Raw genomic sequence first — 13,795 nt, 5'->3', positions numbered from 1 at the left:
GGCCGGTCAGCGGAAGCCGATGAGCCGTTCGGACATCGCGATCATGTCGTCGATGTAGGAGAGCTGTTCCTGTCGCGGGGCATCGAGCAGGCGCACGGCGCCGGCACGCTGGGCGTCGACGAGGGTGCGCGCGATCCGTTCCGGGTGCGCGCTGAGCGTGACGTCGCCGGTGGCGTCGATGCGCTCGACGAAGCGGACGTAGCGCCCGACGAGCCGCTCGCGCACGCTCTCCCATTCCTTGCCCACCTCGTCGTCGAGGCGGGCACGGTGCTCGATCAGCTCGAGAATGCGGCCGTTGGCGTACATGGATTCGATGGAAGCCCGGGTCGTCGTGCGCAGCACCTCCCGCAGATCGTCCACCGTCGGTCCCTCCACGTGCTGGGCGTCGAGGAACTGCCGGCACACGAGGGTGGCGAGGGCGCGGAACAACTCCTCCTTGGAGGAGAAGTAGGCGTAGAAAGTGGCGCGGGAGACGGCGGCGCGGTCGGTGATCACCGCGACGGTGGTGCGCTCGTAGCCGAGTTCACCGAAGCAGTCGCGGGCGGCGTCGAGCAGTTCCCGCCGACGCGGTCCGTCGCTGTCGCGGCGCGCGGATCGGGCCCGCTCCTGGGCTTCGCTCGTGGTCACCCGCACAGCATGCGTGGACACTGACGTCAATGTCAACGATCGGGACCGAACCGGTCCGAGGCCCCTCCCGGGCGGTTGCGCCGGTCAGGACCCGCCGTCGCCCTCGCTGCGGGACGGGGACGGTCCGCGCGAACCCGCCGGACGGGGCCAGGGGTGTCCCGTGAGGCGCTCGATGTCGGTGTTGAACCGTGCGAGCCAGCGAGCGAACTCGGCGACCTCGGACGGATCCCAGTCCACCAGCACCCGCTCGAGGCCGGCGACGGAGCTGGCGCGTTCGTCGTCGAGACGACGGACCCCTTCCGCGGTGATGCGGAACTTGCGCGCGATCCCCCCGTCGGGGTCGGGGATGCGCTCGGCGAGGCCGGCCTTGAGCAGCGCGGCCGTCTGCCGGTTCAGCGTGGACGCGTCCAGGCCGAAGGCGTCGCTGAGCTGGCCGATGGACATCGGTCCCTGCACGGCGAGTCGGCTGAGCACGGTGTAGGCACTGCGGTCGAGCCGACCGGCGTCCCGGCCCTTGGGCCCGAAGAGGTTCAGGTGCCGGCCGAGCAGCATCATCTCGAACTCGATCGAGTGCGTGGGCTTGTCCATGTGTCTCTTCCGTCGGCGACAGCGTCCGTCCTCATTATCCGGCCGCTGATCGCCGCCAAATGTGCATAATGCATACTCTGTGTGTAGTACACATTGCGAGGCGCAGGCCCGCGCCCGGAGGGAGAACCCGCGTGGACGGATCGACAACGGCCACGGCACCGCCCGTACCACCCTCGGTGCGACCTGGCGCCCTGGTGGGGGTGCTGGCGTTCACCGGCATCGTCGCCGCACTGATGCAGACGCTGGTGGTGCCCCTCATCGCCGATCTGCCCGCCATCCTGGGCACGACGTCGTCGAATGCGTCGTGGGTGATCACCGCGACGCTGCTCGCGGGTGCGGTCGCCACGCCCGTCACCGGACGCCTGGGTGACATGTACGGCAAGCGGAGGATGCTGCTGATCTGCACCGTTCCACTGGTCGCGGGCTCGGTGGTGTGCGCGCTGTCGTCGTCGCTGCTGCCGATGGTGGCGGGCCGGGCCTTGCAGGGCGTCGGTGTGGGCCTCATCCCGCTGGGTATCAGCGCCCTCAAGGACCTGCTGCCCCCACACCGCCTGCACTCGTCCATCGCCCTGATGAGTGCCTCCATGGGCATCGGCGGAGCCCTGGGCCTACCGGTCGCGGCGGCAGTTGCCGAGCACGCGAACTGGCGGGTGCTGTTCTGGGCCGTCGCGGTGCTGAGCGTGGCGATCTTCGCGCTGCTGTGGGTCGTGATCCCCGAGATCCCGGTGCACGGCAGAGCCGGCAGCTTCGACGTCGTCGGGGCGATCGGGCTCGGCATCGCCCTGGTGTGCCTGCTGCTCGCCGTGTCCAAGGGCGCCGACTGGGGGTGGACGAGCACGACGACACTCGATCTGTTCGTCGCCGCCCTCGTCGCACTGCTGCTGTGGGGCTGGTGGGAGCTGCGCCGACCGCATCCGCTCGTGGACCTGCGGGCCACCGCCCGGCCCCCCGTGCTGCTGACCAACGCCGCCTCGATCGTGGTGGGCTTCGGGATGTACGCGCAGTCGCTCATCGTGCCGCAACTGCTGCAGCTGCCCGCCGAGACCGGCTACGGCCTCGGCCAGTCGATGCTGGCCATGGGCCTGTGGATGGCACCGGGCGGCCTGGTGATGATGGCCGTGTCACCGATCGGCGGCAAGCTGTCCGCGACCCGGGGCCCGAAGGTCACCCTGCTGGTCGGCTGCCTGGTCATCGCCGCCGGGTACGGCTCGTCGCTGCTACTCATGGGCTCGACGTGGGGTCTGATGCTCGTCGTCTGCATCTGCAGCGCCGGGGTCGGCTTCGCCTACGGGGCCATGCCCGCGCTGATCATGGGTGCGGTGCCGCAGTCCGCGACGGCCTCGGCGAACAGCGTCAACGCCCTGATGCGCGCTGTGGGTACCTCGGTGTCGGCCGCGGTCGTCGGCGTGGTCCTGTCGCAGATGAGCGTGCAGGCCGGCGGCTACACCCTGCCCACCGAGGCCGGGTTCCGCACCGGAATGCTCATCGGTTGCGGTGTCGCCCTGGTCGCCGCAGCCGTCACCTTCGCCATCCCCGCCCGGCGACCGGGCCTCGAGCCGGTGCACGAGCCCGCCCGGACGTGAGCCCACGGGTATTGCGCAACAGCGACGTGTCCGAAATGGGCGGCGTATCAACGACATCCGTCGGCCGATCGACCTGTCCGGACGCCTGGCGCGGCACTAGCATGGTGGGCAGCCCTCAGTGGACAACCCCCTTCGGGAAGGTTCGATCATGACCACGATGGAAATGCCGCACGTCACCGCGTGCAGCGTCAGCACCTGCTCCTACAACCACGACGGCTGTCACGCCTACGCCATCAACGTCGCCGGCCACAACGGCAGCGCCGACTGCGAGACGTTCATCCCGCTGTCGACCAAGGGCGGCCTGGACACCGTCACCAGCATGGTCGGCGCCTGCCAGCGCGCCGACTGCGTGCACAACCAGGATCTCGAGTGCACCGCGAGCGAGATCCGGGTCGGTGGCAGCGGCAGCGGCGAGCACGCCGCCAACTGCCTGACCTATCAGGCCCGCTAGCGGATCGAACCGGTCATCGTCCCACTCCCAGCACCGCACGCACGGCGCCGGTGAGCGCCGCGGCCGGCAGGTCGGGGCTGATCGCGCGCTGCAGGCCGAGGCCGATGCCGAGCCCGAGCAGCATCGTCGCCGCCTGTTCGGGCTCGACCGCCGGTTCGAGGCCGAACCGGGCGGCGAGCGATCGGATCAGCTCGGCGATCAGTGTCCGCACCCCGGCGGCACCGGCCGCGATGCGGGAACGGATCAGTTCGTCGTGCCGGGAGCGCACCGAGAACTCGATCTCGAGGAGGGTCCACCTCCGGTCGCCGATGGTGCGCTCGGCCCAGGCGCCGAAGGCGGCCACCACGTCGTCGAGCGACGCACCGCCCTCGAGCGTCGCGGCGATCTCGCCCATGCGCTCGGCCCGGATCCGGTCGAGCACCGCGAAGCACAGCTCGTCCTTGTTGCGGAAGTTCGAGTACACCGCGCCCTTGGAATAGCCGGCGTCCTCGGCGATCTGCTCGAGCGACGCCGCGGAGTAACCACGGTCGAGGAAGTGCTCGGTCGCCGTGGCCAGCAGATCCTCGCGTGTGCGTGCCTGAGTCTGCTGCCGGGTCTGTCGTGCCACGGCTCGACGGTACCGGAGCGGCCTAAATTCGGATACTGTGGTTATCCGAATACCGGCGGTATTCGGATCGGACGCGGACGAGAGGCAACGCAATGGGCGAACACCGGGTGGTGGTGATCGGCGCCGGGATATCCGGCATCGGCGCGGCGATTGCCCTGCGACGGCGCGGCATCACCGATTTCGTCGTCCTCGAGAAGGCCGAGAGCCTCGGCGGGACGTGGCGTGCCAACACCTACCCGGGCTGCGCGTGCGACGTGCCGTCGCTGCTGTACTCGTACTCCTTCGCCCGGAACCGGGACTGGAGCCGCCTGTTCGCCGGACAGCGGGAGATCCGCGACTACATCGAGCACACCGCAGACGCACAGGGCGTGACGTCCCACGTCCGGTTCGGAGTCGAGGTCCTGAGAGCGGACTGGGACGACGTGGACGCGCGCTGGACGATCACCACCACCGCCGGCACCGTCCGGGCGCACTTCCTCGTCGCCGCCGCAGGGCCGTGGAACGAACCGCTCGTGCCCGAGATCCCCGGTCTGTCGCAGTTCCCCGGCGAGGTGTTCCACTCCGCGCGCTGGAACCACGACTACGACCTGCGCGGCAAACGCGTCGCCGTCGTCGGCACGGGCGCCTCGGCGGTCCAGTTCGTCCCCGAGATCGCACCCGACGTCGCACGCCTGCACCTGTACCAGCGGACGGCGCAGTGGGTGCTGCCCAAACCCGACCGGCACCTGTCCGCGACCGAACGCCGGCTGCTCGCTCGCCTGCCGGGCGCGCGACGGTTGGTCGAGACGATCGAATACGGCCTGATGGAGGCCCTCGGCCTCGGCTTCCGGCACCCCTGGATCATGCGCCGGCTGCAGTGGATCGGCCGGGCCCAGCTCCGCGCCCAGGTGCGCGACCCGCGGCTGCGCCGGGTCCTGACGCCCGACTACACCCTCGGCTGCAAGCGGCTGCTCATGTCCAACACGTACTACCCGGCCCTGACCCGGCCCAATGTCGAGGTCCACCCCGCAGCGGTACAGGAGATCCGCGGCTCCACCGTGATCGCCCGGGACGGCAGCGAGACCGAGGTCGACGCGATCGTCTTCGGCACCGGTTTCCACATTCTCGACATGCCGATCGCGGGCCGGGTGTTCGACGGGCAGGGCCGCAGCCTCGACGAGCACTGGCAGGGCAGCCCGCGGGCCTACCTCGGCTCGTCGGTCGCGGGCTTCCCCAATGCGTTCGTCCTGCTCGGACCGAGCCTCGGCACCGGCCACACGTCGGCCTTCCTGATTCTCGAAGCCCAGCTCGACCACGTCGTGACGGCGATCGACACGGCCCTGCGCCACGGCTGGCGCACCCTCGAGGTGCGCGGAGAGGCCCAGGACGCCTTCGACGACGAGGTTCAGGCCGCCCTTCCGGGCACCGTCTACAACTCCGGCGGATGCCGCAGCTACTTCTTCGACGTCAACGGCCGCAACAGCTTCAACTGGCCGTGGTCGTCGGCCGCGCTCCGGCGCCGGGTGTCGGCGTTCGACCCGGACGTCTACGCCGTCACGCGCGATGACGAACGCGTGCCCGCCGGGTGATCCGGGCCTCGGCGCACGTATTGCCGGCGTACCGTCGGGGCATGGTCCGCAGGTCCGCCGTCCGCCGCCGTCCACCCCCATCGGACGGTTACCTGTACGAGCCCAGTGAGCGGCGGATCCGCGGAACCTGGGCCGGCCACACCGTGATCGACACCGTCCGCGCGCTGCTGGTGTGGCCGCCCGGCCACCCCGTCCCCTTCTACCTGTTTCCCCGCGACGACGTGCGCACCGATCTCCTGTCGCCCGCCCCGGTACCGGGCGACAGGAACGACGTCGGGCAGTGGTTCGACCTGACCGACGGCGAGACCCGTTCGCCCGCCGCGGCGTTCGACCTCGACGTCGCGGGGCTCGAGGAGTACGTCGGCTTCGAATGGTTCGGTCACCAGAGGCCGGGCATCGAGCACCCCGGCGGGCCGGGCATTCAGCACCCCGGCGGGCCGGGCATTCAGCACCCCGGCGGGCCGGGCATTCAGCACTGGTACGAGGAGGACACGGAAATCTTCGTTCATCCCCGCGACCCGTATCACCGGGTCGATGCGCTGCCCAGCAGCCGGCACGTGCAGGTGTCCGTCGCCGGCACGGTCGTCGCCGACACCCGCACGCCGGTGCTGCTGTTCGAGACCCGGCTGCCGGTGCGGTACTACCTGCCGCCCGCGGACGTCGACTTCTCGGTGCTCGAGGAAACGGACCTGCATACCTCGTGCCCCTACAAGGGCACGGCCCGGTACTGGACCTTCACCGGATCGCCGCGAGTCGAGAACGTCGCGTGGGCGTACCCGGATCCGATTCCCGCCGTCGCACCGATCGCCGGCCACGTCGCGTTCTACAACGAGAAGGTGGACCTCGTCGTCGACGGTGTGCCCGTGCCGCGTCCCGGCGGGTGACCACGCGGTCTCAGCGAGCGATCCGGATCCACGGATCGTCGTCCCCGGGCTGCAGGTGGGTGCCGAAACCGGCAGACGCTTCCTCGAGCGTCGCGCGCAGCCACCGCTGCTGCGACTGCGTGACGTGCTCGAGCCGTATCCGCCGCGCCCGCACCGGCAACATCCGCATCTCCTGCAGTTCCCGCGTGTCCGCATCGAAGGTGACGAGGTACAGCAGCCGCAGTTCGTCGTGGAAGCGTTCGTAACCGCCGATGCCCTCGTAGTCGTTGATCAGGTCGCCGCACCCGTAGAGCACGGGCCTGCCGCGGTAGATCTCCAGCGGGCGCGGATGATGGGACGAGTGCCCGTGCACGACGTCGACGCCACCGTCGACCAGCCGGTGCGCGAACCGCACGTGCGCGTCCGGCACGGCATAGCCCCAGTTGGACCCCCAGTGCACCGACACCACCGCCACGTCGCCGGCCTCACGGTCGGCGTCGATCCGGGCGAGCAGTTCGTCGGCGCCCGCCTCCGACACCGGCAGCAGGGCCACGCCGGGCCGCGTCGGCGTGGCGGCCCACGAAGGAGTGATCCCGCTCGACACCGCACCGACCGACCACACCCGGACCCGGGACGATCCGACGGGGACCGTCGCCGGCTGCCGTGCCGCCCGGTCGTCGCCGCCCGCACCGGTGAGCCGCAGTCCCGCCGCCGTGAGGACCTCGACGGTCTCGCGCAGACCGCGGATGCCGAAGTCGAGCACGTGATTGTTGGCGAGCGTGCACACGTCGACTCGCGCGACGGTGATCACCTCGACGTTCGCCGGGTTCATCCGGTAGTGGATGCCCTTGTCCGGCGCGTAGCCCCGCGACGTGGTCACCGATGTCTCCAGGTTGACGATCCGCACGTCGGGGGCGCATTCGTCGAGCACGGGCAGCGCGACACCCCACGGCCAGCCGAAACCCACCGGCCGCGGGATCACCCCGCTGTGGGTCTCTGCGAGCTCGACGTAGTCCCGGGCGTCCTTCACGTAGGACTCGCGCAGCCTCGGCCCTCCGGGGTGCGGGAGGATCTGGTCCACGCCCCGGCCGGTCATCACGTCTCCGGCGAGGAACAGCGTCACCGTGCGCGGCACACAGGAAAGGGTAGTCGCCGAACCCGGATCCGCGTGGTCACCGAGCGGCGGTCATCGGGATACGTAACTGGGCTGTTCGGTGACGTCGCCGAGCACCACCAGGGTCGCGAGGGTGTTCTCCCACCGGATCCGGGCGGCGCCGACCGTCGCCTGCACCACCGTCCCGTCCGGCCGGCCGAACTCGCACAGTTGCCCGGTCCGGTCGTGCAGCGAGCGGACGGTGACGGACCCGTCGGGCCATGTGCCGCCGGTGAGGATCTCGTTCAGCGGCCGATTCTCCACCTGTCGGGCGTCGACACCGAACAGCGCGGCGAAGGAGGGGTTGGCGTAGGCGACGGCCCCGCCGTCGCGCACGGCAAGGATGGGGACGGGCAGCAGATCGAGGACATCGGGCAGGGACAGTGGGGCCAGCCGGTCCGGCAGGTGAGCCCAGGCTGCGGCCTTGGCCCGGTACAGATCCATGTCGGCGTCGTGGTACAGGTCCATGGGGTCGCCCACGACGCCGGCTGCGACGCCGAAACTGACCGGTACGGGATTCGCGCGGGCCATGTTCTCGAGCACTGCGCGCCCCTCGTCCTCGCCCGTGTCCGGGAGGACGACGAGGAATTCGTCGCCACCGAGACGGGCCAAGATCCCGCCGCGTGGCACCTGCTGCGCGCACGCCTCGGCGGCATCGCGGAGCAGGACGTCCCCGGCGGGATGCCCGTGCTCGTCGTTGAACGCCTTGAACCCGTCGACGTCGAGCAGGCCGAGGCAGACCTGGTTGCTGCGGTCGCGTGGCCGTGAACGCAGTTCGAGGTCGAGGCCGGCGCGGTTGCGCAGCCCGGTGAGCGGATCCCGGGTCGCCGCGTTCACCAGCAGGCGCCCGACGGCCCCGAAGATCGCTCCGGAGCCGAGCAGGGCGGCGGCGACGATCACGTAACCGACCCACAGCAGGCGCGTCGGGGCGACGGCCGCGGCGGCGAGGGTCGCCGTGGTGAGCGCCCCGATCCACAGGACGGCCTGCCGCGGCGGCCAGAACGCCGCGAGGTACATCGACAGGAACATCGAGCCCATGACGCTGATGAGGATGCGGGAGGGGTCGACGTGGAACGCGATCACCGCCGGCATCGCGGCGACCGCGCATGCGGTGGCGGCGACGATGGGGATGCGTCCCAGACGCCGTGGTGCCCACCGCAGGATCGCCAGCCCGGCGATGCCCAGTGCCAGCGCCGAGGCCATGCCGACGAAGCTGCCGGATCGGGTGATCGTCGGATCCAGCAGAGCCGCAAGGATTCCTATTGCAACAAGTCCTGTGCTGACCGCCAGGTACCACGCGAGCAGGCGGCGCCGCTGGACACGGAGATTCTCCGTCGCACCGAGCAGCACCTGGCGATCGCCCACACCCGAATTATCCCGTTCGTCGCACCGTTCGTGTCCGGCTCGGGAAAATGCGCGGCGTCACCGGCCCGGCAGCCACTGCATCGCCTTGACGAACGGCGGCATCACCTTCGACCACAGCTTCGGCGGAACCCCACGGGGCCCACCGAGATTCATCACCCGGGTCGTCGCGATCGTCTGCGGCTCGGTGTACTTGAGCAGGCCTTCCGCGCCGTGGCGACGGCCCATGCCCGAGATGCCCATACCGCCCATCGGTGCGTCGGTGCTGCCCCATGCGGGTGCGTAGCCCTCGTCGACGTTGACGGTGCCGGCCCGAACCCGCGCCGCGATCGCCTCGCCCTGCGCCTTGGTGCCCGCCCAGACACTGGCGTTGAGTCCGTACTCGGTGTCGTTGGCGCGACGGATCGCTTCCTCGACGTTGTCCACCGGGTACACCGACACGAGCGGGCCGAACGTCTCCTCCCGATAGCACTCGGCGTCCTCGGGGACGTTGGTGAGCACCGTCGGCTCGTAGAACAGGGGGCCGAGATCGGGCCGGGCCTTGCCGCCGGCAACGACGGTTGCGCCCTTGGCGACCGCGTCGTCGACATGCCCGGAGACGGCCTTGACCTGCGTCTCGTTGACCATGCTGCCCATCTCGACGCCGTATTCGTAGCCCGGAGCGAGGGTCATGTTCCGCACCCGCTCGCCGAGCATGCGGATGAACTCGGGGGCGACGGACTTCTCGACGTAGATCCGTTCGATGGAGATGCACAGCTGTCCGGAGTTGGAGAAGCACGCCCGCACGGCGGCGTCGGTGACCTCACGCAGATTCGCCCCGGCGGTGACGATCATCGGGTTCTTGCCACCGAGCTCGGCGGAGAACCCGATCAGGCGACGGCCCGCCTGCTCGGCGAGGAGGCTGCCGGTCTGCGAGGAGCCGGTGAACATCAGGTAGTCGGCGTTCTCGACGAGGGCGGTGCCCACGACGGAGCCGGGTCCGGGCACGACGGCGAACAGGTCGCGCGGCAGGCCCGCCCGGTAGAGCAGTTCGACGACGGCCAGCGCGCAGTAGGGGGTCTGGCTGTCGGGCTTGAGGACGACGGCGTTGCCGGCGAGCAGCGCGGCGACGGCGTCGGAGACGGCGAGGGTCATCGGGTAGTTCCACGGCGCGATGACCCCCACGACCCCCTTCGGGTGGTAGTGCACAGTGGTCTTCGTCAGACCGGGCAGCATGCCCGTGGCGCGTCGCGGTCGCAGCACCTTCGGCGCGGTGCGCGCGTAGTAGCGCGCGGTGAGGGCGATGTCGAGGACCTCTTCCTGCGCCGAGGCGCGGGCCTTGCCGGTCTCGGCCTGGGCCATATCCATCAGCTCTTCGCGGTGGGCCAGCACCAGGTCGTGATACCGATGGAAGATCTCGGCGCGTTGCTCGACGGAGCGGCGCGCCCAGTCGGCCTGCGCGACGCGAGCACGCTCGATGGCGGCTCTGGCGTCGTCGGCGTTGCCGACCGGGACCGTCGCGAGTTCACGACCGGTGAAAGCCTCCACGACCGAGCGGGTGGGACGGCTCGCCGCGTCCGGGATGGCGATGAGCTCGGCCAACCGTGCGAAGGTGGCGGCGCTGGGAGCAGGCATGTCGAACCCCTACTGGTGAGTAGTTCTGGCAGTTACACCAACCTACCGTGTGGCGTGGCGCTTGTCACAGGGCGGACTGGTCCTCCCTCGTCCACCCCGCTGAACTGGGGGAATGAGTCCTCCTGCCACTCGGCATCTCCCCCGCGCCGACACGAGTTCGCGTTTCGGACGGAGCCGAACTCGGAGGCTCTCGGGGCGTCCGGTGCCGGGATTCGGCGGGGTGGGTGAGGGACCCGTTCCGGCACGACCGACCTTCCTCGAGTCATATTCTGGAGTGCACGGGGGTGACGAGGAACAGCGTGGCCAGGCGCAGGTGCGGCCGACGCGGTTGATGTTCCCGCAGAGATGTTCCGCCGACGCGGAGGGGGCTCTCCGGTGACCAAGTGGCAGTTCGAGGATCTGACCGCCCTCACGGGGGCGCCGACGGCATTGTCCGAGCCCGTCGCCTTCGTGTCCGAGGCGGCGGGCAGCCAACACATCGTCTACGCCGCCGGCGACGTCGTTCCGGCGGGCGGGCAGTCAGGAGCGACTCCGACGGTGTCGTCCATTCGCGAGCTGCGGTGGGACGGCACCGGCTGGCACGACACCGATCTGACCGCCGCCGTCGGCGCCCCGACTGGCTACCCGGCCACCGGTCACGCGTTCGACGCGGGCGGCAGCCGACACGTCGTCTACACCAGTCACCCCTACGACGGCCGCATCCACGAGCTGTGGTCGGACAGCGCAGGCTGGCACCACACCGACCTGACCGCCGCCACCAACACTCCGCCCGGGATCCCGACCACCAGTTACACGCGCGAGGACCAGGGCAGCCGGCACGTCATCTACATCAACGACAGCGCCGGGCCCGAGATACACGGCATCAGTCCTGATCGGCACGTCCGAGAGCTGTGGTGGGACAGCGCCGGCTGGCACCACACCGATCTGACCGCCGCCGTCGGCGCCCCGCTGCTGGCGCCTCTGGCCGGCTACGAATTCCGCGCACACGGCACGGCACACGTCGTGTGCGCGAGCCTGAACGGTCACATCTGGGAGCTATGGCAGGACATCCACGGTTGGCATCTGCACGATCTGACCGCTGCCACCGGCGCCCCGGAACCGAACTGGTCGTACTGGCTCTCCGGGTACGCATTCGACATCCAGTACACCCAGCACGTCGTCTACATCGGCCGCGCGGACGGCCACCTCCACGAGCTGTGGTGGGACAGCGCCGGCTGGCACCACACCGACCTGACCGCCGCCGCGGGCGCTCCTGCCGTACCCGTCGAGCGCAGCGCGGAACGCACTCGACGACTGACGAGCTACGCGTGTGCGGCCTGGTACACCCGGCACGTCCTCTACCCCGGCGCCGAGCCGGACGGCGAACACATCCACGAGCTGCGGTGGGACAGCACCGGCTGGCACCACACCGATCTGACGGCCGCCACGGGCGCCCCGCACCTGGACCGCGGCCCGATCGGCTACGTCTTCGACCCGCCGTACCTTCGGCACGCGTTCGGTCCCGAGCACACCCAGCACGTCGTATTCACCTCGCGCGACCCCGGATACGACCCCTCCGGGAAGAGCCACATCTGCGCTCTCTGGTACGACACCTCCACCGAGATACCGATGACGCTGCCGCTTCCGCCGTGGTTCACACCGCCACCTCTGCCGCCTCGAACCACGGCACCACGACAGTGAGCCGGCGGAATCCGATCAGCGTTCCATGAATGGGCGGCACGCAGGATCGAATCATGATTTCCGGCAGCGCTTTCGAGCCATTGTCGTCACGGGCGGCACGCCTGGAGCAGTTCGATGTCCGAACTCTCCTGCGCCACAACCGGAGCAGGGATGACGCTCGAGGGCAGACCGGCGCCCCGTCGAGGTTCACGAGGAGGGGAAGTGGATACTCGGGACAGCACGCAACCCGCGAATACCCCAGCGGACGGAAAAGGTCATACCCGACAAGGGTTTCGACGACGACTGCTGGCGGTGACAGCGGTGGGATGGGCAACCGTCGGCCTACTCCTTGGGCTCCTCGTCGTGCTGCCCACCCCGGCCGTGGGCTTGTGGCCGAGCCTGGTCCTCATGTACCTCGCCGTCCTCGTCGGCGGGTACAGCCTGCTGCTCGGTCTTTTCGCCGTACTCGGCCTCGGCCTGGCCGCTCTCGCGCGTCGTTCCGGGTTACGCAGGACCTCACTCGTGGCGGTGGTGCTCGGCGTGGTGACCGTGGCGCTGTCCCTGGTGCCCGTGGCTCAGGGATGGCGCACCGCCTCGCAGGAGGACGTCCCGCTCTCGCTCTCGGACTACTTCTCCCTTCCCTCCCTGGACAGTCCGCTCGAGACCGTCACGTACGCGCGGCCGGAGGGCGAGGAGCTCATGCTCGACATCCGCCGCCCACCGCCCGAAAGTCGTGAAGCCGGTCCGGAGCCGCGACCGGCGGTGGTCACAGTGCACGGCGGCGGAGGGGTCACCGGCAGCCGCACCGAGGACGTCCTCTGGAGCGCGTGGCTCGCCGAGGAGGGATACGTGGTCTTCAGCATCGACTACCGGCTCGGGCAGAGACCGCTCGGGCAGGAAGTGACCGCCGACGTGAAATGCGCGGTCGGCTGGGTCGAGCAGAATGCGGAGCGCTACGGCGTGGACCCCGACCGTATCGCTCTCCTGGGCCGCTCCGCCGGCGGCGTCGCCGCCCTGCTCGCGGCCTACGACGACGGCGACCCCCGGCTTGCGCCGAGCTGCGACGTCCGCGACACCGGCGTCGAGGCCGTGGCCGCCTTCTACGCAGCCACCGACCAGACAAGCCTCGACGAGTGGCAGCCACCGTGGTGGAGGCCGAGCCTCGGCGACGAGTACGACCCCGCGGGAGACCGCACCGAAAACGAAGCGGGGCCCTTCCTCTTCACCTCGCCGACATCTCACGTCGACCCGGCGGATCCGCCGACGTTCCTGGCTCAGGGTGGTGCTGATCAGGTCACTCCGCCGGAGCAGGCCGAGCTGCTGGCGAACCGGCTGGAGGACGAAGGCGTCCCCCACCGCCTCGTCCGGCTGCCCGAGGCCAGGCACGGGTTCGACGGAGCCTGGGGCGGCTGGGACACCCAGATCGTCCGCCACGAGCTCCGCGAGTTCCTGGAGAACGAACTCGCGGATTGATCCCTGTTGTCGAGCACGGAAGTGCCGGCGAGGAATTGGCCGAGACCATCTGTACCACCACCCAGCCGAACGACGCACCGTGCCGGGCTACCGCCCGCCCGTGACGAACACGTCGGCCAGGGCACCGGCGGCCGCCCCGTGATCGTCCTCATCCCTCCCTGCGGTGCACTGTTCGGCAGTTCGAAGGCTGACCGATCCCGGTCTGGACGCCAGACCCGATACCGCTGAGGTCGAACCGTCGTCGTCG

The 13,795-nt window shown here is 70.1% G+C and carries 12 protein-coding genes; 6 read left to right on the top strand and 6 right to left on the bottom strand.

Features of this window, described 5'->3' with window-relative positions; all coding sequences use genetic code 11:
* Positions 1 to 6: 6 nt before the first annotated feature.
* A complete protein-coding gene (locus ACM26Y_RS00775) occupies positions 7 to 633 on the bottom strand; it encodes a TetR/AcrR family transcriptional regulator (protein WP_416063754.1) in 627 nt (208 codons plus the stop codon).
* A gap of 78 nt (positions 634 to 711) precedes the next feature.
* Positions 712 to 1,215 carry a MarR family winged helix-turn-helix transcriptional regulator gene (locus ACM26Y_RS00770; RefSeq protein ID WP_371384180.1) on the bottom strand — a complete coding sequence of 168 codons (504 nt, stop codon included), beginning with the start codon at positions 1,213 to 1,215 and terminating at the stop codon, positions 712 to 714.
* Positions 1,216 to 1,409: 194 nt separating this feature from the next.
* On the opposite strand from ACM26Y_RS00770, the gene ACM26Y_RS00765 reads away from it, so the two are divergent.
* Together ACM26Y_RS00765 and ACM26Y_RS00760 are read left to right on the top strand one after the other, a co-directional pair.
* The gene (locus tag ACM26Y_RS00765) at positions 1,410 to 2,798 is read left to right on the top strand and encodes an MFS transporter (protein WP_193788748.1); all 1,389 of its coding nucleotides are present in this window, start codon (positions 1,410 to 1,412) and stop codon (positions 2,796 to 2,798) included.
* 148 nt (positions 2,799 to 2,946) lie between these two features.
* A complete protein-coding gene (locus ACM26Y_RS00760) occupies positions 2,947 to 3,249 on the top strand; it encodes a DUF1540 domain-containing protein (protein ID WP_289379161.1) in 303 nt (100 codons plus the stop codon).
* Positions 3,250 to 3,262: 13 nt separating this feature from the next.
* Here the strand turns inward: ACM26Y_RS00760 and ACM26Y_RS00755 are convergent, their stop codons facing one another.
* The gene (locus tag ACM26Y_RS00755; protein WP_416062398.1) at positions 3,263 to 3,856 is read right to left on the bottom strand and encodes a TetR/AcrR family transcriptional regulator; all 594 of its coding nucleotides are present in this window, start codon (positions 3,854 to 3,856) and stop codon (positions 3,263 to 3,265) included.
* A 92-nt stretch (positions 3,857 to 3,948) separates the two neighbouring features.
* Between ACM26Y_RS00755 and ACM26Y_RS00750 the strand changes: the two genes are divergently transcribed.
* The gene (locus ACM26Y_RS00750; protein ID WP_416062397.1) at positions 3,949 to 5,424 is read left to right on the top strand and encodes a flavin-containing monooxygenase; all 1,476 of its coding nucleotides are present in this window, start codon (positions 3,949 to 3,951) and stop codon (positions 5,422 to 5,424) included.
* 41 nt (positions 5,425 to 5,465) lie between these two features.
* Entirely contained in the window at positions 5,466 to 6,308 is an 843-nt protein-coding gene (locus ACM26Y_RS00745) for a DUF427 domain-containing protein (protein WP_416062396.1), read from the top strand.
* Positions 6,309 to 6,318: 10 nt separating this feature from the next.
* Here ACM26Y_RS00745 and ACM26Y_RS00740 read toward each other — a convergent pair whose 3' ends face one another.
* The 3 genes from ACM26Y_RS00740 to ACM26Y_RS00730 are packed head-to-tail and all read right to left on the bottom strand — an operon-like array spanning position 6,319 to position 10,416.
* The gene (locus ACM26Y_RS00740) at positions 6,319 to 7,422 is read right to left on the bottom strand and encodes a CapA family protein (RefSeq protein WP_416062395.1); all 1,104 of its coding nucleotides are present in this window, start codon (positions 7,420 to 7,422) and stop codon (positions 6,319 to 6,321) included.
* 51 nt (positions 7,423 to 7,473) lie between these two features.
* Complete coding sequence (locus tag ACM26Y_RS00735; protein ID WP_416062394.1) at positions 7,474 to 8,805, bottom strand: diguanylate cyclase domain-containing protein; 1,332 nt, start codon at positions 8,803 to 8,805, stop codon at positions 7,474 to 7,476.
* A 57-nt stretch (positions 8,806 to 8,862) separates the two neighbouring features.
* The gene (locus tag ACM26Y_RS00730) at positions 8,863 to 10,416 is read right to left on the bottom strand and encodes a succinic semialdehyde dehydrogenase (RefSeq protein WP_416062393.1); all 1,554 of its coding nucleotides are present in this window, start codon (positions 10,414 to 10,416) and stop codon (positions 8,863 to 8,865) included.
* A 375-nt stretch (positions 10,417 to 10,791) separates the two neighbouring features.
* On the opposite strand from ACM26Y_RS00730, the gene ACM26Y_RS00725 reads away from it, so the two are divergent.
* Together ACM26Y_RS00725 and ACM26Y_RS00720 are read left to right on the top strand one after the other, a co-directional pair.
* Positions 10,792 to 12,096: a hypothetical protein gene (locus ACM26Y_RS00725; RefSeq protein ID WP_416062392.1), complete on the top strand. Its 1,305-nt coding sequence runs from the start codon at positions 10,792 to 10,794 to the stop codon at positions 12,094 to 12,096.
* 300 nt (positions 12,097 to 12,396) lie between these two features.
* Positions 12,397 to 13,548 carry an alpha/beta hydrolase fold domain-containing protein gene (locus tag ACM26Y_RS00720; protein WP_416062391.1) on the top strand — a complete coding sequence of 384 codons (1,152 nt, stop codon included), beginning with the start codon at positions 12,397 to 12,399 and terminating at the stop codon, positions 13,546 to 13,548.
* The last annotated feature ends 247 nt before the right edge of the window (positions 13,549 to 13,795 follow it).

The sequence above is a fragment of the Rhodococcus indonesiensis genome, from assembly GCF_047782815.1.
Taxonomy (GTDB): domain Bacteria; phylum Actinomycetota; class Actinomycetes; order Mycobacteriales; family Mycobacteriaceae; genus Rhodococcus; species Rhodococcus indonesiensis.
The sequence above is the reverse complement of the archived record's forward strand: the minus strand, read 5'-3'. Positions and strand labels throughout refer to the sequence as shown.